The 17,328-nt window shown below is 72.5% G+C and carries 21 protein-coding genes; 7 read left to right on the top strand and 14 right to left on the bottom strand.

From position 1 onward, the window contains the following. Window positions 1-117: 117 nt before the first annotated feature. Both menD and E1262_RS12305 read right to left on the bottom strand, forming a co-directional pair. Entirely contained in the window at window positions 118-1,809 is a 1,692-nt protein-coding gene (gene menD, locus E1262_RS12300; protein WP_132103433.1) for a 2-succinyl-5-enolpyruvyl-6-hydroxy-3-cyclohexene-1-carboxylic-acid synthase, read from the bottom strand. Next, window positions 1,806-2,375 (bottom strand): CGNR zinc finger domain-containing protein, encoded by a 570-nt coding sequence (locus E1262_RS12305; RefSeq protein ID WP_132103434.1) that lies wholly within the window; start codon window positions 2,373-2,375, stop codon window positions 1,806-1,808. The genes menD and E1262_RS12305 overlap by 4 nt, the downstream gene beginning before the upstream one ends. 56 nt (window positions 2,376-2,431) lie before the next feature. Between E1262_RS12305 and E1262_RS12310 the strand changes: the two genes are divergently transcribed. After that, window positions 2,432-3,700, top strand: a complete 1,269-nt coding sequence (locus E1262_RS12310; RefSeq protein ID WP_132103435.1) for an MFS transporter — start codon at window positions 2,432-2,434, stop codon at window positions 3,698-3,700. A 66-nt stretch (window positions 3,701-3,766) separates the two neighbouring features. Here E1262_RS12310 and E1262_RS12315 read toward each other — a convergent pair whose 3' ends face one another. Further along, the gene (locus E1262_RS12315; protein WP_132103436.1) at window positions 3,767-4,918 is read right to left on the bottom strand and encodes a hypothetical protein; all 1,152 of its coding nucleotides are present in this window, start codon (window positions 4,916-4,918) and stop codon (window positions 3,767-3,769) included. Window positions 4,919-5,013: 95 nt separating this feature from the next. Then, window positions 5,014-5,295, bottom strand: coding sequence for a hypothetical protein (locus E1262_RS12320; protein ID WP_132103437.1), 282 nt, complete (start codon window positions 5,293-5,295; stop codon window positions 5,014-5,016). Window positions 5,296-5,360: 65 nt separating this feature from the next. Here E1262_RS12320 and E1262_RS12325 point away from each other — a divergent pair, with 65 nt between their 5' ends. The 3 genes from E1262_RS12325 to E1262_RS12335 are packed head-to-tail and all read left to right on the top strand — an operon-like array spanning window position 5,361 to window position 8,401. After that, the gene (locus tag E1262_RS12325; protein WP_132103438.1) at window positions 5,361-6,272 is read left to right on the top strand and encodes a 1,4-dihydroxy-2-naphthoyl-CoA synthase; all 912 of its coding nucleotides are present in this window, start codon (window positions 5,361-5,363) and stop codon (window positions 6,270-6,272) included. 45 nt (window positions 6,273-6,317) lie between these two features. Next, entirely contained in the window at window positions 6,318-7,526 is a 1,209-nt protein-coding gene (menE, locus tag E1262_RS12330) for an o-succinylbenzoate--CoA ligase (protein ID WP_132103439.1), read from the top strand. Then, window positions 7,526-8,401 (top strand): 1,4-dihydroxy-2-naphthoate polyprenyltransferase, encoded by an 876-nt coding sequence (locus tag E1262_RS12335; RefSeq protein ID WP_132103440.1) that lies wholly within the window; start codon window positions 7,526-7,528, stop codon window positions 8,399-8,401. The genes menE and E1262_RS12335 overlap by 1 nt, the downstream gene beginning before the upstream one ends. A 123-nt stretch (window positions 8,402-8,524) precedes the next feature. Here the strand turns inward: E1262_RS12335 and E1262_RS30305 are convergent, their stop codons facing one another. From E1262_RS30305 to E1262_RS12355, 5 genes are all read right to left on the bottom strand, one after another. Further along, window positions 8,525-8,698: a hypothetical protein gene (locus tag E1262_RS30305; protein ID WP_162605881.1), complete on the bottom strand. Its 174-nt coding sequence runs from the start codon at window positions 8,696-8,698 to the stop codon at window positions 8,525-8,527. A gap of 106 nt (window positions 8,699-8,804) precedes the next feature. Further along, window positions 8,805-9,035 carry a hypothetical protein gene (locus E1262_RS12340; RefSeq protein WP_132103441.1) on the bottom strand — a complete coding sequence of 77 codons (231 nt, stop codon included), beginning with the start codon at window positions 9,033-9,035 and terminating at the stop codon, window positions 8,805-8,807. Window positions 9,036-9,099: 64 nt separating this feature from the next. After that, window positions 9,100-9,414 carry a DUF4229 domain-containing protein gene (locus E1262_RS12345; protein WP_132103442.1) on the bottom strand — a complete coding sequence of 105 codons (315 nt, stop codon included), beginning with the start codon at window positions 9,412-9,414 and terminating at the stop codon, window positions 9,100-9,102. 246 nt (window positions 9,415-9,660) lie between these two features. Further along, complete coding sequence (locus E1262_RS12350; RefSeq protein ID WP_132103443.1) at window positions 9,661-10,311, bottom strand: GNAT family N-acetyltransferase; 651 nt, start codon at window positions 10,309-10,311, stop codon at window positions 9,661-9,663. Between the two features lie 526 nt (window positions 10,312-10,837). Next, window positions 10,838-11,239 (bottom strand): cytidine deaminase family protein, encoded by a 402-nt coding sequence (locus tag E1262_RS12355; protein ID WP_132103444.1) that lies wholly within the window; start codon window positions 11,237-11,239, stop codon window positions 10,838-10,840. Between the two features lie 159 nt (window positions 11,240-11,398). On the opposite strand from E1262_RS12355, the gene E1262_RS12360 reads away from it, so the two are divergent. Further along, a complete protein-coding gene (locus E1262_RS12360; RefSeq protein WP_132103544.1) occupies window positions 11,399-12,421 on the top strand; it encodes an LLM class F420-dependent oxidoreductase in 1,023 nt (340 codons plus the stop codon). 13 nt (window positions 12,422-12,434) lie between these two features. Here E1262_RS12360 and E1262_RS12365 read toward each other — a convergent pair whose 3' ends face one another. Both E1262_RS12365 and E1262_RS12370 read right to left on the bottom strand, forming a co-directional pair. Then, window positions 12,435-13,358 (bottom strand): DUF2207 domain-containing protein, encoded by a 924-nt coding sequence (locus tag E1262_RS12365; protein ID WP_132103445.1) that lies wholly within the window; start codon window positions 13,356-13,358, stop codon window positions 12,435-12,437. Window positions 13,359-13,393: 35 nt separating this feature from the next. After that, on the bottom strand, window positions 13,394-13,858 hold the full coding sequence (locus E1262_RS12370; RefSeq protein WP_132103446.1) for an Lrp/AsnC family transcriptional regulator: 465 nt from the start codon (window positions 13,856-13,858) through the stop codon (window positions 13,394-13,396). Between the two features lie 94 nt (window positions 13,859-13,952). Between E1262_RS12370 and E1262_RS12375 the strand changes: the two genes are divergently transcribed. Next, window positions 13,953-14,342: a rhodanese-like domain-containing protein gene (locus E1262_RS12375; RefSeq protein WP_132103447.1), complete on the top strand. Its 390-nt coding sequence runs from the start codon at window positions 13,953-13,955 to the stop codon at window positions 14,340-14,342. Here E1262_RS12375 and E1262_RS12380 read toward each other — a convergent pair. The 3 genes from E1262_RS12380 to E1262_RS12390 form a co-directional block, all read right to left on the bottom strand. Then, complete coding sequence (locus E1262_RS12380; RefSeq protein ID WP_132103448.1) at window positions 14,320-15,285, bottom strand: threonine ammonia-lyase; 966 nt, start codon at window positions 15,283-15,285, stop codon at window positions 14,320-14,322. The two genes, E1262_RS12375 and E1262_RS12380, sit on opposite strands and share 23 nt — an antisense overlap. Window positions 15,286-15,352: 67 nt before the next feature. Further along, window positions 15,353-15,823 (bottom strand): Dps family protein, encoded by a 471-nt coding sequence (locus tag E1262_RS12385; RefSeq protein WP_132103449.1) that lies wholly within the window; start codon window positions 15,821-15,823, stop codon window positions 15,353-15,355. 78 nt (window positions 15,824-15,901) lie between these two features. Continuing rightward, entirely contained in the window at window positions 15,902-16,369 is a 468-nt protein-coding gene (locus tag E1262_RS12390) for an Lrp/AsnC family transcriptional regulator (protein WP_132103450.1), read from the bottom strand. A 484-nt stretch (window positions 16,370-16,853) separates the two neighbouring features. On the opposite strand from E1262_RS12390, the gene E1262_RS12395 reads away from it, so the two are divergent. Next, window positions 16,854-17,288 (top strand): PLD nuclease N-terminal domain-containing protein, encoded by a 435-nt coding sequence (locus E1262_RS12395; RefSeq protein ID WP_203453801.1) that lies wholly within the window; start codon window positions 16,854-16,856, stop codon window positions 17,286-17,288. Window positions 17,289-17,328: the final 40 nt, after the last annotated feature.

The following is a 17,328-nucleotide window of genomic DNA, read 5'->3' on the forward strand; positions in this document are numbered from 1 at the left end:
GCCCCATGCACCCCCAGCCAACTCCCAAGTTGATCTTGGAGTAACCGCGCAGTTGCGGTCCGATTTGTCGGATTGATACCCCGGTTACTCCAAGATCAACTTCGAGGGTGTGGTGGATCAGCCGAGGGCGGCGGTCACCGCGGCGCGGATGCGGGCGTGCAGGTCGCGCAGGGCCGCCCGGGCGACCGGAACCTCGAGCACGCTGCGCCCCGTCACCGGCTCGGCCAGGGCCGCTCGCAGCGACGCGCCGTCCGTCACCCGGCGGTGCGCCACTCCGTACCCTGCGCACAACGACGCGAGGTCGGCGCCGTGCGGGGTGCCGAAGACGCGTTCGAAGCGGTCGGCGTGGGCCGGGTCGCCGTGCTCGAGCAGCGCGAAGATGCCGCCCCCGTCGTCGTTGACGACGACGATCTGAAGGTCTGACCGGTCCTCCAGCGGGCCGATCAGCAGGCCGCCGGCGTCGTGGAGGAAGGTGAGGTCTCCGACCAGCGCACGAACCGGCAAGCCGGTCCCCAGCGCCACGCCGGTCGCGGTCGACAGCGTGCCGTCGATGCCGGCCAGGCCGCGGTTGGCCAGCACCGGCCCACCGTCGGTGGCGGAGAGCGGCGCCGCGGCGAGGTCGAGGTCGCGGATCGGGTTCGACGAGCCGGCCACGAGGGTCTCGCCCGGACGGCGCGCCGCCCAGACCAGCGCGGCCACCGCCGGCCCGGAGAGCGGTCCGGCCGCGAGCACGCCGTCGACGGCGTCCTGGGCGGCCTTGGCGGCCCGCTGCCAGGACGCCAGCCACTCTCCGTCGCCGCCCGGAGCCCCGGCCGGCACCGTCACGGCCGGCACCACGCGGGCGGCCCGGCGGCCGGGGTCGATCCAGTCGGGTGCGCCGCCGGCGACCACGACCACCTCGGCCGACTCGCCGGCCAGCAGGGCGCTGACCGGCCGCGACAGCGTCGCATGCCCGAAGACGACGACCCGCTCGACGCGGCCGCCGAGTTCGGGCCGCTCGAGCAGCAATCGGTAGGGGCCGACGGCGTTGGGTCCGGACCGGGCGCCCGACGACGGCTCGGCGAGCAGCGGGAGGCCGGCCGCCTCGGCGTACGTCCGCGCGGCCGGCCCGGCGGCGTCACCGGCGACCGCGACCGTCCGCGGCCCCTCGTCCAGCGTCACCGGCTCCCCCGCCGGCGCGGCGCCCGCGCCAGCCGCGACGGCCGTGACGTCCGTGACATCCACCGCCCCGGCCCGCGACACCGGCCAGGCCGCGTCGTCGTCGGGGACCAGCGGCTCGCGGAAGGCGAGGTCGAGATGAACCGGGCCGGCGAAGCCCGATCGGGTCCCCACCGCGGCCGCGACCGCGCGGGCCAGCAGGGCGCGCAGGTCCGCATCCTCCCCCGGCCGCCCGTACGGGGCGGGCACGTCGGCGAAGAACCGGACGGCGGACCCGAACAGCCGCACCTGGTCGGTGGTCTGGTTGGCGCCGGTGCCGCGGACCTCATGCGGCCGGTCGGCGGTGAGCAGCAGCAACGGAACCCCGGAGTGCGACGCCTCCAGCACGGCGGGATAGAGGTTCGCCGCCGCCGTCCCGGACGTCGTCACCACGGCGACCGGCCCGGCCACCCGGGCCAGCCCGAGCGCGGTGAAGGCGGCGACCCGCTCGTCGATGCGCACGTGCAGCCGAAGGTCGCCGCGCGCGGCCGCCGTCGCCAGCGCATGGGCCAGCGGCGCGGACCGCGAGCCGGGCGCCAGCACGACGTGCCGGACGCCGTACCGGACCAGCTCGGTGACCAGCGTGCGGGCCGCCGACGTCGAGGGGTTCACGTGGTCGATTCTGCCCTGCGGTCGCGCCACGCCCGCTGCTTGGCCCGGTTGCCGCAGACCTGCATCGAGCACCACTTGCCCGACCGTGCCCGCGACGCGTCGTAGAACGCCCACCGGCAGGTGTCGTTGACGCACACCTTGAGCCGCGACCACGTCCGGTCCGCCATCGCGTCGCCGACCAGTGCCAGCAGCCCGCCGATCGCGCCGTCGACGCCGCCGGCCGACGGACGGGGCCGCCAGCCGTCGCGGGCGGTGAGGGTCGCGGTCAGCCGGGCGCGCGCGGCGGCGGCGTTGAGGACGGCGACGGCGCCGGACGGGATCGGGTCGCCGCCGTGGTTGGCGGCCAGTGCCTCCCGCAGCGCCTCGCGGACGGCGACCGCGTGGGCGAGATCATCCGGCGCGGCCGGGGCGTCGCCGGGCAGCAGCGACGCCGACCGCAGCCAGCCGGCGAGGTCGCCCGGGGTCGCCAGCGCGTCCGTGCCCGCGTCGATGTCGAGCGTGTTGACGAAGCGCCGGACCGTTTCGAGCCGGCCGGGCGCCGGCGTGCTGGCTCCGGTGACGGACATGTTCTGAGCATAACCCTCTTGCGGTTTTCATCGGTTATTTCATAACCTCTGAATCTATGACATCGGTTACGGCGAGTACTCGCGCCTGGGACAGCCGTGACTTCCGCCGGCTCTGGACCGGGTCGGCGGTGTCGATATTCGGATCCGAGGTCGCCGAGCTGGCGGTACCGCTGCTGGCCATCGGTGTGCTGGCCGCCACGCCGGGCGAGCTGGGCACGCTGCGCACGGCGCAGTTCCTCCCGTTCCTGCTGGCCACGCTGCCGCTGGGGATGCTGGTCGACCGGCGGCGCCGGCTGCCGCTCATGGTCGGCGCCGACCTCGGGAGGTTCGCGCTGATCCTGGTGATCCCGATCACCGTCTGGGCCGGGGTCGCCGGGATCGAGCTGCTCTACGGCGTGATGTTCCTGGCCGGTGTGTTGACGGTGCTGTACCAGGTCGCCGACTTCGCGTTCGTGCCGGAGGTCGTGACGCCGCACCAGCTGGTCGACGCGAACGGGAAGCTGGCGGCGGCGCAGTCGGCGAACGAGATCGGCGCCCGCGGCTTCGGAGGGCTGCTCGTGCAGGCGGCCTCGGCGCCGGTCGCGATGCTCGTCAACGCGCTGACCTACCTGGTGTCGGCGCTCAGCCTGCGCGGCATCGCCGTCGTGGAGACGCCGCGGCCCGCGGCATCCGCCCGTCCGTCGTGGGCCGAGGTGACCGCCGGGCTGCGCGAGGCGCTGCACAACCGGTTCGTCCGAGCGCTGCTCGGCGAGGCGACGACGTTCAACCTGTTCAACGAGGTCTTCATCCTCGGACTGATGCTGTTCACGGTGCGCGAGGTCGGGTTGAACCCGGTGCAGATCGGCGTCGTGTTCACCGCCGGCGGGATCGGCTCGTTCCTCGGCGCGTGGTTCGGCTCGCGGATGACCGGACGGTTCGGCTACGGGCGGGTGCTGCTGATCACGCTGATCCTCGGCAACACCGCGCCGGTGCTGGTCGCGCTGACGGGCACGGACGTCGTCGGAACGCTGGTACTGCTGTGCACGGTGTTCGTGGTGATGGGCGTCGGCATCGGCATCGCCAACGTGCACGCGGTGACGCTGCGTCAGGCGGCGTTGCCGGAGGACCTGCGCGGCCGGGTGAACGCGGCGTACCGGCTGATCTCGTGGGGCGCGATCCCGGTGGGCGCATCGCTCGGCGGGGTGCTGGCCGGGGCGGCCGACGCGCGGACGGCGATGGTGGCCGGCGCCTGCGGCATGGTGCTGGCGACGCTGTGGGTGGCGTTCTCGCCGGTGCGCCGGCTGACGTCGATCGACGAGGCGGCCCGGTTGTCGCGGACGGGCTGACCGTGGCGCGCCCGGACGCTGGGTCTCATCGGGACTGACGTCAGACCTCGCGGTCGGCAACCACGGTCACGTCTGCGGCTGGCCCTCCGGGGGCGCCTCGCCCTCGACCTTGCGCAGCCAGGTGAAGCCGGTGTTGCTGCCCTGGCAGGTCTGCAGGACGATGTCGCACTCGTCGCCGCAGGTCCAGTTCGACGCGGAGCCCAGCGCGGAGCCGCGGCCCTGCGCGATGACGCGGTCGACGACCTCGTACAGGCCGGTGAACTCGCCCTCGAGCTGGACGAACGTGCCGTGCGGGATGGAGTTCCACCACGAGTTGCCGAGGTAGTCGTGCGCGACGACGAACGTGCCGGACTCCACTGGCGTGTAGTGGCAGCCGACGCCGTTGCCGAGGTTGTCGATGTCGACGTCGTCATCGCAGGTCTCGACCGGGATCGTGCGGACGTCGTCGCCGAGCGCGATGGCCTCTTCGCTGACGACGGCGCTGAACCGGCTGCCGCCGGCATAGCTGAACCGGAACCGCGTGGTGTGCTCGGCGGTGGCCTGCGCGGTCGCCGTGCCTTCGGCCGTCGTCGTGATGGCGGACACCGGCGCCCACTCCTCGCCGTCGGCCGCCTGCTCCAGCCCGATCTCGCCGACGATCGGGACACCGCCCTCGGTGGTCCACGCGGCGGTGACGCTCACACCGTCGTCGGACTTCTCCGCGGTGGCGGTGACGCGCGACACCAGCGGCGAGCCTGCCGTGATGACGACCTCGTGCGACGCGACCGCCTCGACCTCGGGGCCGCCGCCGTACGCGAGCCGGTAGATGCCCGACGTCTGCACCTGCACCTCGACCTCGCCGGTGCCGTTCTCGACCGGGACCGTGGTGACGGTCGCCCAGGAGTTGCCCTCGATGCGCTGCAGGTCGACCTCGCCGCTGACGGCCTCGCCGGACGGGGTGATCCAGCTGGCACCGAACGTGACGGTGCTACCCGGCCGCGCCTCCGTCGGGGCAGTCAGGACCAGCGGGAGCTCGTCGGGCGCGGCCGGCGGCTCCGCGGCGATGGCGCCGGCCACCTGCTCGGGCGCCGGCGAGGCGGCCGCCTGGACGATGGTCGCGTCGGAACCGCCGTCGTCGCTCGCGGTCGTGTCGTCGCCGTTCGTGGCTCCGAGGATGGCGAACACCGCCGCCACGAGGAGGGCCAGGACACCGGCAACGGCCGTCACGCGGTACTTCATGCCCCTATTTTCCATGATCACCGACGCATGTCGGCCCCGGCCCGGTGCACCCACACCATTGGGACGATGGAATCGACCGGTTCGTTCCCCCGATTTCAGGGGATGACGAGCGATTCCGTGGCGATGGTCGCGCCGTCCGGACCGGTGATGGCGTTGGAGACCGGCTCGGCGCCCTCAGGGAGGGCGGCGCCCGTCCGGCTGAGCTCGTCCGCGAACGGCACCCTGTCGAGCAGCACGCTCGCCCCCGGGCTGCGGGTCGCGGGCGGCGGGACGTTGGTCTTCTCGTTCGTGCCCGCCACGTCGGTGGTCGGTGTGGGCGTCGCAGCGACCGCTTCGGGCTCGGTGTCGCCGCCGGAGCAGGCGGCCACCGTCAGCACAGGTCGGCATCCGAGCGGCACCCTATGCGAGCACCCGGACGGATGCACCGGCTAGCGTGACCGGCGTGACGACCGTACCGTTCGATCCGTCCCGCTGGCGCCCGGTCGAGGGCTTCGAGTTCAGCGACATCACGTACCACCGGCACGTCGCGGACGCGCACGACCGCGGCACTGTGCGGGTCGCGTTCGACCGGCCCGAGGTGCGCAACGCGTTCCGGCCGCACACCGTCGACGAGCTGTACCGGGCGCTCGACCACGCGCGCATGACGCCCGACGTCGGGTGCGTGCTGCTGACCGGGAACGGGCCGTCGCCGAAGGACGGCGGCTGGGCGTTCTGCTCCGGCGGCGACCAGCGGATCCGCGGCCGCTCCGGCTATCAGTACGCCAGCGGCGAGACCGCCGAGACCGTCGACGCCGCGCGGGCGGGGCGGCTGCACATCCTCGAGGTGCAGCGGCTGATCCGGTTCATGCCGAAGGTCGTCATCGCGGTGGTCCCCGGCTGGGCGGCCGGCGGCGGGCACAGCCTGCACGTCGTCTGCGACCTCACCCTGGCCAGCGAGGAGCACGCCCGGTTCAAGCAGACCGACGCCGACGTCGGCTCGTTCGACGGCGGCTACGGGTCGGCGTACCTGGCCCGGCAGGTCGGCCAGAAGTTCGCCCGCGAGATCTTCTTCCTCGGCGACGAGTACTCGGCGGCCGACGGGCATCGCATGGGCATGGTCAACGCGGTCGTCCCACATGCCGACCTGGAGAACGTCGCGCTCGAGTGGGCCGCCAAGATCAACGGCAAGAGCCCGACGGCGCAGCGGATGCTCAAGTTCGCCTTCAACGCCATCGACGACGGCATGGTCGGCCAGCAGGTCTTCGCCGGCGAGGCGACGCGGCTCGCCTACATGACCGACGAGGCGGTCGAGGGCCGCGACGCGTTCCTGGAGAAGCGGCCGCCGGACTGGTCGCGCTTCCCCTGGTACTACTGAGCCGTCGCCCGGCAGGCGCTGACCGGCATCTAGGGTGGTGGGGCGATGCAGACGCACACCCAGCCGCCCGGCCCGTCCAGCCGCCGCACCCTGACCACGGTCGAGGTGCCGCTGCGGCCCGCCGTCGTGCCGCGGCTGCTGCCCGCCGTCGCGGCGGCGCTGGCCGGCGGGGACGCGCTGCTGCCGCTCCCGTCGTCGCCGGCGGCGATGCGCGACGAGCTGATCGGGGAGTTCGCGCCGCGCCGGCCACTGGAGGACGACGTCGCGTTCATCGTGCCGACGTCGGGGTCGACGGGGCGGCCGAAGGGCGCGCTGCTGAGCGCCGCCGCCGTCCGGGCCTCCGCCGAGGCGACGCTGGAGCGCCTCGGCGGGCCGGGCCGCTGGCTGCTCGCGCTGCCGGCCACCCACATCGCCGGGCTGATGGTGCTGGCCAGGTCGGTGATCGCGGGGAGAGAACCGGTCGCGGTCGACCTCAGCGGCGGGTTCGACCCGGAGCTGTTCGCGGCCGCCAGCGTGCAGGTCTTCGCCGGCGGCGGACGCCGCTACACCGCGCTCGTCCCGCGGCAGCTCCGCACGCTGCTCGACGCCGGCGGCGCACCGCTCTCGGCCCTGACCGGGTACGACGCCGTGCTCGTCGGCGGCGCCGCGACCGACGGCGCGCTGCTCGACCGCGCGCGCAAGGCCGGCGTCGAGGTCGTCACCACCTACGGGATGACGGAGACCTGCGGCGGCTGCGTGTACGACGGCGTCCCGCTGGACGGTGCGCGGGTCGAGCTGGCCGCCGACGGACGGATCCGGCTGGCCGGTCCGATGCTGGCGTCGGGCTACCGCCTCCGCCCGGACCTCGCGCCGGCGTTCGACGGCGGCTGGTTCACCACGTCCGATCTCGGCTCGCTGGACGACGACGGCCGGTTGACGGTGCTCGGCCGGGCCGACGACGTCGCGGTGTCCGGCGGCGAGAACGTCCCGCTGACCGCCGTCGATCTCGCCGTCGCCTCGCATCCGGACGTCGCCGAGGCGCTCAGCGTCGCCGTTCCCGACGCCGAGTGGGGCGAGCGGATCGTCGTCGCTGTCGTGCCCGCCGACGCCGCGCGGCCGCCGTCGCTGGACTCCGTCCGCGCCCACATCCGCGTGCGGCACCCCGTCGCCTACGCCCCCAAGGAGCTGCACGTGCTCGATGCGCTGCCCACCCTGCCGGGTGGGAAGACCGACCGCCGCGCCCTGGCGGCCCGGCTGGGACTGGAGGACGCCTGATGGCGACGCTCGGGCAGTGGGTCGAGGGCGCCCGGCCGCGGACCCTGCCGGCCGCCGTCGCGCCGGTGCTGGTGGGCACCGGAGCCGCGGCGGCCGCCGACGCCGAGCACCTGGGCAAGGCGGCGCTGGCGCTGCTGGTCGCGCTCGCGCTGCAGATCGGCGTGAACTACGCGAACGACTACTCCGACGGCATCCGGGGTACCGACGAGAACCGGGTCGGCCCGTTCCGGCTGGTCGGGTCCGGCGCGGCTCGGCCGGCGGCGGTCAAGGCGGCCGCGCTGTGGAGCTTCGGGGCAGCCGGGGTGTCCGGGGCGGCGCTGGTGGCGTGGTCGGGGCACTGGTGGCTGTTCGCCGTCGGCGCGCTGGCCATCGCGGCGGCCTGGTACTACACCGGCGGCCGCAACCCGTACGGCTACCGCGGGCTCGGCGAGATCTCGGTGTTCGTGTTCTTCGGGCTGGTGGCCGTCGCCGGGACGACGTACGTGCAGGCCGATCGGCTGACGGGGACATCAATGGTGTCGGCGGTGGCGATCGGCTGCCTGGCGTGTGCGCTGCTGCTGGTCAACAACATCCGCGACATCGGCACCGACGCGGTGAGCGGCAAGCGGACGCTGGCAGTGACGCTCGGCGAGCAGCGCAGCCGGATGCTCTACGTGCTGCTGATGACGGCGCCGTTCCTCATCGTCGCGGCGCTGGCCGTCACGGGCCGGCCGTGGGGCGCCCTCACGCTGCTGTGCGCCCCACTGGCCGTGGTGACCGCGCTGCCGGTGGTCCGGCGCGCGACCGGCCGAGACCTCATCCCGGTGCTGAAGCGGACGGGGATGACCGAGCTGGTCTTCGCGGTGCTGCTGACCGTCGGCCTGGCGGTGGGCTGAGGGGTTCGCCCACGCGCCGGGCCGGGGTCGGGAACCGGCTGGCGGCCGGCTCTTCGTCTGGCGGGACCGCTGGCTGCGGCGATCCGCGGGTCGGTCGACGGAGATGTGGCTCCCGCCCGCACCTCAGGCGTGCCGGCGGGCGCGGCGGGGACCGGTGTAGCCGCGGTCCTCGGTGGGAATCCGCGCGACGATGGCGGCCCGCAGATCCTGCAGCAGCGACAGGCTCTCGCCGCGGTGCCGGCCCCGCTTGGCCTGCTTCGCGTCCTCGGCAGCACGCTCGTATTCGTCAGTCATCATGAGAACCTCCTGTGTGACGACGGCCCCCGGCGGTGCCGTCTGACCCACAAGACAGGGGGACGACCGGATCATGACGCGCCCTGTCAAGATTTCTCTCGGGAAGTGGTCAGCTCTCGTCGCGGAGCTCGGGAACGTCGGCGGCGTCGTCGAGTTCATGCAGGTCACGGCCCGGTGCGTCGGAGCTGAGACCTTGGTCGCCGGTGGCCGGCTGCGGATGCACGACGCCCTCGTAGCCTTCCATCTCGTCGAGCGCGGCCTCACCGAGGCGTTCTTGGTCGATCTCCCGCGGGTCCTCGCCGGGCGTGGCCCCGGGTTTCGTGCGTCGATCGTCGGTCATGGCACGGATGTACCCAGCCGGGCGGCTTTCGCACGCCTCCGGCTGACGCCTCGCGAGCGGCCGGCTAGGCCTCGCGCGGCCCGTCGGGACGGCTCGCCCGCGGGGCCTCCGCATCGGAGCGGGACCGCTCGGCCTGGGCGCGCTGCTCGTCGTCCCACGCGTCCTCGGCCGCGGTGCGCTCACGGATGGTGCGCAGCCGCCGGTCCCACGCGATGGACACCTGGTCGCGGCTGCCGCGCAGCACGAAGAAGCTGAGCACTCCGGAGAGCACGAGGCCGAGCGCCACGAGGACGAGCCCGCGCAACCCGACGAGCCAGAGCAGCGCGGCGACGACGGCGAAGACCAGCGCGCGCAGCAGTGTGTATCGGAGAACGGCCATGACCCGACGAATTCTACGCCGCCCAGTGATCGGCAGGGCCGCCGCCCGCGAGTCGGGGGAAGCCCGGGCGACGGCCCTGCCGATCACCCCGGGGAGGGTGGTGGCCTGGAGGGGCGGCTCGGCCGCTGCCCGTAGCCGGCCGCCGGTGTGGTGTTCGGAAGAACCATGGAGAGACACTATCGAACAGGTGTTCGAGCGTCAACCTTCGGATGTGCGGCCGATCCCGGATCTCGATGCCCTGGTCGTCTAGACGTTCTCTGCCCCCAACAGCGACAGGCAGGGTTCGAGACCCTCGATCGTCGCGTTGACACTCCGGTGGTCCTCCCAGGCTTGCCGGGTCAGCCGGAAACGCTGTTCGAAGGCCAATTTCCCCTTGGAGATGCCCCGGCCGATCCCGTTTTCGGCGTAGCCGAGCTTGCGAGACACCCGCAGCGAAGCGTGGTTATGGGTGTAGGCGACGGACACCGCCTCTTCGGCTCTCAGCCCGGCGAAGGCCAAGTGCAGCATGGCGGCGCGCATCTCGGTGCCGATGCCCTGCCCCTGGTGACGCAGGCCGAGCCAGGATTCGGATCGGACCTCACGCTGGATCGCGAAGTCATCGGCTTCGATCTCTTGGACGCCCACCGGCTTACCGTCCATGAAGACGACCAGATTCAGTGCCCAGGACTCGGGTTTGATCTCCGACAGGGTCTTCCACTGACGCTGGATGACACGGCGAGCCAGCTCTTCGGGAGGCAGTTCGGTCCACGGTGTCCCGAACGGCATCATGTCCGGTTCGTGTATCCCGTCGACGGCCAGCTCCGCGAGCTCGGCCAGTTCGTCGTGTGTAGGCAGCCGCAGTTCCAGCCTGGGGCTTCGCAGCCGAAGCCCCATCACGGGGAAATGATCGATCAGCATCGCCGACAGTGTGCCCCGTGGGATCGGGCAGCACCAGCGAATATTCGGCCGGTCACTCCACAAGCCTGCGAGTTCCCCGGGCTCTTCTGCTCCGTCCGTGGGTCCATCTCGCCCGTGAGCGGCCGCGGTTGTCAGCCGCCGTTGTCGGTGACGATGGGTCGTCGTTGACGTTGACGACCAGGTGTGGACAACCGGTCCGATGTCGGATGGGTCGTCTGCGCCGTCAGCGTGGCGTCGTACGGGGCTGGCGCGCACGGCGACGACGACCGGGCACGGCTTGATCATGGAGAAGGTCGGCTCTGCAGTCGCAGGAAACCCGACCCTTCTCCATGATCGACTCGGTGGCGGCTCGCACGTTCGCGGTGGTTGTGTTCTGCCGAGCGCGTGGCACGTGGCACGTCAGCCGGGGTTCGTGCGTGGGCTCGTGGTGTGGCGTTGGTGCTTGTGGACAGCGGTGATCATCAACGATCGGCCACGTCACCAGCTAGCTGGGGCGGTTGAGGTCGACGAGCCAGTTTCCTCCGCCTCAGTCCAGCGGCGCGGGCCACTCGTGCGCCGGCAGCAGCTCACGCAGCGGCACGGCGCGGTCCCGGCCCAGGACGACCCGGGTGTCGAGGTTGTCCGGGTGCAGTTGGCGGATGAACTCGCGGCACCGGCCGCACGGTGGCAGCACGTACAGTGCGTCGTTCTCGTCGCGCCAGACCGCCACGATGGCGGCGATGCGCTCCTCGCCGCCAGTCACCATGGCGGCGATCGCGCTGTGCTCGGCGCAGAACCCGGTGCCGGACGGGGTGTCGATGCAGACCCCGTGGTACGCCTCGCCCCGGTCTGTGACCAACGTCGACGCGACGTCGCCGATGAGCCTGTCCCCCACATGGCGGGGGTTGAGGTGGGTGGTCGCCGAGGCGATCAGTTCGTCGTCGTTCACCGTCGCTCCCGGGCTCGCGTGATCTGGACGATAGGGCGGCGGCCATCGTGAACCGGCCCATCGCCGCAGCCTAGCCAGCGGGACGGACGACCAAACCGGAGGCTTGTCTCCGGCCGTTCACGGCCTTGACCTAGCGTGAGCCCTATGACTTCTTCCCCCATGAAGTTCGGACTCTTCGTCCCGCAGGGCTGGCGCCTGGACCTCGTCGACATCAAGCCGGCCGAACACTGGGCGACCATGCTGAAGGTCGCCCAGCACGCCGACGCGGGCCCTTGGGAGTCGATCTGGGTCTACGACCACTTCCACACCACCCCGGTGCCGACCGAGGAGGCCACGCACGAAGCGTGGACGCTGATGGCGGCGTTCGGCGCCGCGACGCAGCGGGTGCGGCTGGGCCAGATGTGCACGTGCATGGCCTACCGCAACCCGGCGTACCTGGCGAAGGTCGCCGCGACGGCGGACGTCGTGTCGGGCGGGCGGGTCGAGATGGGCATCGGCGCGGGCTGGTACGAGCACGAGTGGCGCGCCTACGGGTTCGGCTTCCCGCGCGCTGGCGTGCGCCTGGCGATGCTCGACGAGGGCGTCGACATCATGCGGCAGGCGTGGACCAACGGCGTCGCGACACTGGCCGGCGAGCACTACCAGGTCGACGGCGCCATCTGCCGGCCGCTGCCGCTGCAGGAGGACGGCATCCCGCTGTGGATCGCCGGCGGCGGCGAGAAGGTGACGTTGCGCATCGCGGCCAAGCACGCCCGCGGCACGCAGTACACCGGCTCGCGCAGCTTTACGGCGTACACCAACTTCAGCGGCACGCCGGAGGTGTTCAAGCACAAATCGGAGGTGCTGGCGCAGCACTGCCGCGACCTGGGCACCGACTACGACTCCATCACCCGGTCGATGAACTTCAACGTCGTCATCGGCACCACCCAGGCCGAGGTCGACAGCAAGCTGGCCCGGGTCGAGGAGATCTACGGCCGGTTCATGAGGCCCGACGTCGTCGCGGAGAAGATGCAGCCGTACCGCGACAGCCCGGCGGTCGGCACGCCCGAGCAGGTCGCCGACGGCATCCGGCGGTTCCAGGACCTGGGCATGCGCTACGCCATCGGCTACTTCCCCGAGGCCGCCCACGACCTCAGCGGCGTCGAACTGTTCGAGCGCGAGGTCATCCCGGCGCTCTCCTGAGCGACCGGACCCGTCAGTCCCCGCCGCCGCTGTCGCCGCCTCCGTCCCCGCCGCCGTCGCTCGTCATGCCGGAGTCGATGGCGAGCGCGGCGTTGACGCCGTAGGCGGCGGCACGGCGGCGGCCGCTGGGGACGCTCCACCGCGACTCGACGGCGTTGCCCTGGACGTCGCGGCGCAGCGCGTCGTCGGTCATCGCGGCGAACCCGCCGACGGCGACCCGCTGCGCCTGCGCCGCGTCGCCGGGCAGCTCGGCCACCAGGACGTCCGAGATGTCGCGGCCGCGCGCGGTCCGCGGGTCGGGACCGTGATAGCCGGGCCGCCGGCTCCAGATGACCGCCGTCAGGATCGTGACCGGCAGCCAGCCGAGGATGGTCAGCGACGCCGGGACCTCGATCTCCTCGATCGGCCCCGCCGACAGGAACCCCATGGAACAGAAGAACATGCCGACCAGCGTCGGCCCGGCCACCGTCATCGGCCCCCACTGCCGGCGCAACGGCGTGACCAGCAGCCCGCGGCCGGCCAGCGCGCGCAACCGGCTGCGCAGCTTCCACTTCAGGACGTCGCGGCGGACGGCGTCCAGGCCCTCCCCGCCCCTGGCGCGGACCGACACCAGGATCGACGCCTCCTCGAAGGAGTAGGGCGGCCGGTAGTCCGGACTGTCCATCGGGGTGTCGAGCAACCGGTCGACCTCGTCGCTGACGGTGAGCGTGCCGCCGTCGGCGCGGACCAGCTCTCGGTCGACGAGGGCCAGCACGGCCACATCGACGGCCCGGGCGACGCCGCCGGTGAGCAGCGCGGCGTCGGTGGCGTCGAGACCGCGGGCCAGCTCCTCGCGTGCGAGGTCCGGCCGCGGCCGCCGGTCGACGAGGTAGGCGCCGGCCGCCGACCCGATGCCGCCGGCCACGACCAGGGCGAAGAGCACGAGCAATGCGGTCACGAGCGCGACCCACCTCCATGACCGACGCTGTCGCGTCAGGGTTGCGGCTGGGTGATCACCCGCGAAACCAGCGGCGACGAGTACACGACGGACGTCGTGACGCTGCCGAGGGTGGCCAGCCTGCCGGCGAGCTCCTCGAGGTGCCGCATCGACCGCGCGGCCACCTTGAGGACGAAGCAGTCGTCGCCGGTGACGTGGTGGCACTCCAGCAGCTCCTGGGTGCGGTTTAGCTCGGCGTGCAGCGCGCGGTAGTTGCCCGACGGGTAGCGCAGCCGCACGTAGGCGATGACGCTGTAGCCGATGCGCTCCAGGTCGAGCTCGGCCCGGAAGCCGGCGATGACGCCGAGGTCGGTCAGCCGGCGGATGCGGTCGGCGGTCGCGGTGGGCCCGAGGTTGACGCGGCGGGCCAACTCCGCGACGGCGACCCGGCCGTCGCGCTGGAGGTGCTCGAGCAGCTGCCAGTCGACGCCGTCGAGGGTCGCTGCGGAATCGTCGGCCATGCGCCTAGGATACCGGGGCTTCCCCGCCATGATGTGGCCGAATACCCCCGATCATCTCTGCCGGAGCACACCCGGCCGACGTACCGTCGACGCTATGACGATGACGATCCTACCCGCGCCGCCTGAGGCGGCCGCCGCGCACTTCGCGTCCCTTCTCGCCTTCGAGACCGACTGCTGGGACGTGCACCACACGCTGACGACCGGCACCGCGGACTTCGTCCTGCTCGACGTGCGCAGCCCGGAGCTGTACGCCGCCGGCCACGTGCCGGGCGCCGTCAGCCTGCCGCACGGCCGCATCGTCGAGCGCAACCTCGCGCAGTGGCCCGCGGAGACGCCCTTCGTCGTCTACTGCGCCGGACCGCACTGCAACGGCGCGGACAAGGCAGCGCTGCGGCTGGCCCGGCTCGGCCGCCCGGTCAAGAAGATGATCGGCGGCGTCACGGGCTGGCTCGACGAGGGGTTCAGCCTGACGCCGAGTCAGTGAGCACCCGCGCCAGCAGCGCCGGGTCCGCGTTGCCGCCGGACACCACGGCCACCGCCCGGCCGAACCGCTCCGGCTCGGCGAGAAACGCGGCCGTCGTCAGCGCGCCCGTCGGCTCGGCCACGATGCGGCCGCGGGTGGCGAGCAGCCGCACGGCGGCCAGGATCGCGTCCTCCGGGACCGTCACGATCTCGTCGACGTAGCGGCGGATGTGCTCCCAGGTCAGCTCGCCGACCACCGGGAGCCGGACGCCGTCGGCGATGGTGCGGTAGGTGTCGGCCGGGTTCCAGGCGACCCGTTCGCCGCGGGCCAGGCTGTCGCGTGCATCGGCCGCCAGCTCGGGCTCGACGCCGACGACGCGGGTCCCCGGCGCCAGCGCCTTCACGGCGACGCCGATGCCGGAGATCAGCCCGCCGCCGCCCACGGGGACGAGGACGGTGCCGGCGTCGGGCCGGTCGGTGGCGATCTCCAGTCCGACGGTACCCGCGCCGGCGATGATCCGGGCGTCGTCGAACGGCGAGACGAACGTCAGCCCGCGCTCGGCGACCAGCTCGCGGACCCGGCTGTCGCGCTCCGGCGGCGGCACCATGACCACCTCGGCGCCGAGCGCGCGGGTCGCCGCGACCTTCACCGGCGCGGCCGCGTCGGGCATGACGACTGTGGCCGCGATGCCCTGCGCACGGGCGGCCCAGGCCAGCGCCTGCGCGTGGTTGCCGCTGGAGTGCGTGACGACGCCGCGGGCCCGGGCGCCGTCGTCGAGCAGGGCGACGGCGTTGAACGCGCCGCGCAGCTTGAACGCCCCGGTCGCCTGCAGGCCCTCCGGTTTCAACCACAGCTCGCCGCCGGCCCACGCGGCCGGGAGCAGCGGCGTCCGGACGGCGACGCCGTCGAGCCGCCGCGCCGCCGCGCGCACGTCGTCGAGAGTGACCAGGCCGGACGCGTCCATGGATGCCGCCGTTCGTGGGCTTCGGGGATCGGCAGCATCATCGCCCACGCGTCCGGGGCGGCGAGCGTCAGCCCCGCTCGGCCTGCCACATCCAGTACTGCTTCTCCAGTTCCTCGATCACGTCGAGCAGGATGTTGTTGCTGACGGGATCTGCCCGCTCGACGTCGTGGGCGCGCTGGCGCATGCGCGCGATGACGCCGTCGTACAGACCGATGAACGTCGCCACGACGTCGTCGTCGCGGACCCAGCCTGGCTGCTGCCGGGGCAGCTGCGAGTCGCCGGCGACGGTCTCCGCACGGCCGTCGGGCGGGCTGCCGATGGTCGCCGACCGCTCGGCGACGATGTCGGCGTGCTTCCGCGCGGCGTCGACGACCTCGTCGAGCTGGAAGTGAATGGTGCGGAAACGCGGGCCGGTGACGTTCCAGTGCGCCTGCTTGCCGGCCAGGGAGAGGTCGACGAGGTCGATGAGCGCGTCGCGCAGGGCCTCCGTCACGACCTTGTGGGCGTCGTCGGTGAGTGGGCTGTGGATCGTCGTCATGGTGTCCCCTCCTCGGATCGTTCTCTCCGTGCCCGTAACCGATCCGCGGAATTTCACCGGCGAGGGTGTCGCCCTAGGTCAGCGGCCGACCAGTTCGGATCGGGCCGGCTCGATCTGGCGGTCCTCGAACCGCGTGGAGATGACCAGCGTCGTGCGGGTGCGTGCGACGCCCTCGATGCGCACCAGCTTGCCGAGCAGCCGCTCCAGCCCTTCGACGTCGGCGACGCGGACCTTCAGCATGTACGCCTCGTCGCCGGCGATGAACCAGCAGTCCTCGACCTCCGCGACGTCCTCGAGCCGCGCGCCGACCTCCTCGTGGCCGGCGGAGTCGGAGAGCACCAGCCCGATCAGCGCCGTCAGCCCCAGACCGAGCGCCGCCGGATTGACTGTCGCTCGGTAACCGGTGATCACCCCGCGCTCCTCGAGCCGGCGGACCCGCTCCTGGATGCTCGGGCCGGACAGGCCTACCAGCCTCCCCAGCTCCGCGTACGACGCACGGCCGTTCGCCCGCAGCGCCGCGACAAGACTCGAATCGACGGTGTCCATGGCGCTCCATCCTCGCAGCGCCGCCGAGGGCGCCGGCAACGTGGTGGGAATCACCCGGTTCGAGATTGCGCCGTGACCTTCCCGTAACTTAGAATCATAGGCGAAGAACGGTATTTGACCTTTGATTTGGTTGAGGTTCGCTACAGGGAGTGACGTTGTACAGCTTGGAGTACGCCCAGACCCGCATCGACGACTTGCGTCGGGAGGCGGAGAGGGTACGCCAGGCAGCCGAGCTCCGCGCCGGCCACCGGCCGCGGCGTCGGCTCTTCTCCTGACCATCGACCACGCGTCCGGCGCTGTACGGCCGGACGCCTGCGAGGGCTAGCCCCCAGCCCCTGGTCGTGGCGCCCCCGGACCGCGAGACGCTTGCCCAGACAAGCCGAAACGGGTCCGGGGTGCGTCATGCCCGGCACACCACCTAGGCTGGTGGAAAGGAACACAGCTCGACCGGGGAGGTCGCACGGTGGGTCGGGTACTACCAATCGTGGTCGCCATCGCGCTACTGGTGTATGCGCTGATCGACTGCCTGCAGACCGACTCCACCCGGTTCCGGTCGCTCAACCGCGTCGCCTGGGCGGCGATCATCGTGCTCATCCCGCTGATCGGGCCGATCCTCTGGCTGGCCGTCGGCAAGGTCCGCCACCGCCCGCAGCGGCCCGCAGCGCCGCCGCCCCGTCGTCCGCTCGCGCCCGACGACGACCCCGAATTCCTCCGCCACCTGCGCGACGTCGACGACAAGCACGAGCAGATGCTCAACCAGTGGGAGGCCGACCTCCGCCGTCGTGAGACGGAGATCCAGCGTAAGAAGGACGCCGAGGCGCGCGCCGCCGAGGAGGCCCAGCGCCGCAAGGAGGCCGAGGCGCGCCAGCGCGAGGACGAGGCCCGTCAGCACACCGACGACGAGGACGACTCCCGCTAGGGCGTAGCGTGGCGACCGACCAACGATCGCGTACATCACC

The sequence above is a fragment of the Jiangella aurantiaca genome, assembly GCF_004349105.1.
GTDB lineage: Bacteria > Actinomycetota > Actinomycetes > Jiangellales > Jiangellaceae > Jiangella > Jiangella aurantiaca.

Bases quoted from the DNA above. Each gene is read 5' to 3' on its own strand.
- E1262_RS12305 (WP_132103434.1), bottom strand. From the start codon at position 2,375: ATGTCCGTCACCGGAGCCAGCACGCCGGCGCCCGGCCGGCTCGAAACG.
- E1262_RS12310 (WP_132103435.1), top strand. From the start codon at position 2,432: ATGACATCGGTTACGGCGAGTACTCGCGCCTGGGACAGCCGTGACTTC.
- E1262_RS12315 (WP_132103436.1), bottom strand. From the start codon at position 4,918: ATGAAGTACCGCGTGACGGCCGTTGCCGGTGTCCTGGCCCTCCTCGTG.
- menE (WP_132103439.1), top strand. From the start codon at position 6,318: ATGCAGACGCACACCCAGCCGCCCGGCCCGTCCAGCCGCCGCACCCTG.
- E1262_RS12335 (WP_132103440.1), top strand. From the start codon at position 7,526: ATGGCGACGCTCGGGCAGTGGGTCGAGGGCGCCCGGCCGCGGACCCTG.
- E1262_RS30305 (WP_162605881.1), bottom strand. From the start codon at position 8,698: ATGATGACTGACGAATACGAGCGTGCTGCCGAGGACGCGAAGCAGGCC.
- E1262_RS12340 (WP_132103441.1), bottom strand. From the start codon at position 9,035: ATGACCGACGATCGACGCACGAAACCCGGGGCCACGCCCGGCGAGGAC.
- E1262_RS12345 (WP_132103442.1), bottom strand. From the start codon at position 9,414: ATGGCCGTTCTCCGATACACACTGCTGCGCGCGCTGGTCTTCGCCGTC.
- E1262_RS12350 (WP_132103443.1), bottom strand. From the start codon at position 10,311: ATGCTGATCGATCATTTCCCCGTGATGGGGCTTCGGCTGCGAAGCCCC.
- E1262_RS12360 (WP_132103544.1), top strand. From the start codon at position 11,399: ATGAAGTTCGGACTCTTCGTCCCGCAGGGCTGGCGCCTGGACCTCGTC.
- E1262_RS12370 (WP_132103446.1), bottom strand. From the start codon at position 13,858: ATGGCCGACGATTCCGCAGCGACCCTCGACGGCGTCGACTGGCAGCTG.
- E1262_RS12375 (WP_132103447.1), top strand. From the start codon at position 13,953: ATGACGATGACGATCCTACCCGCGCCGCCTGAGGCGGCCGCCGCGCAC.
- E1262_RS12380 (WP_132103448.1), bottom strand. From the start codon at position 15,285: ATGGACGCGTCCGGCCTGGTCACTCTCGACGACGTGCGCGCGGCGGCG.
- E1262_RS12385 (WP_132103449.1), bottom strand. From the start codon at position 15,823: ATGACGACGATCCACAGCCCACTCACCGACGACGCCCACAAGGTCGTG.
- E1262_RS12390 (WP_132103450.1), bottom strand. From the start codon at position 16,369: ATGGACACCGTCGATTCGAGTCTTGTCGCGGCGCTGCGGGCGAACGGC.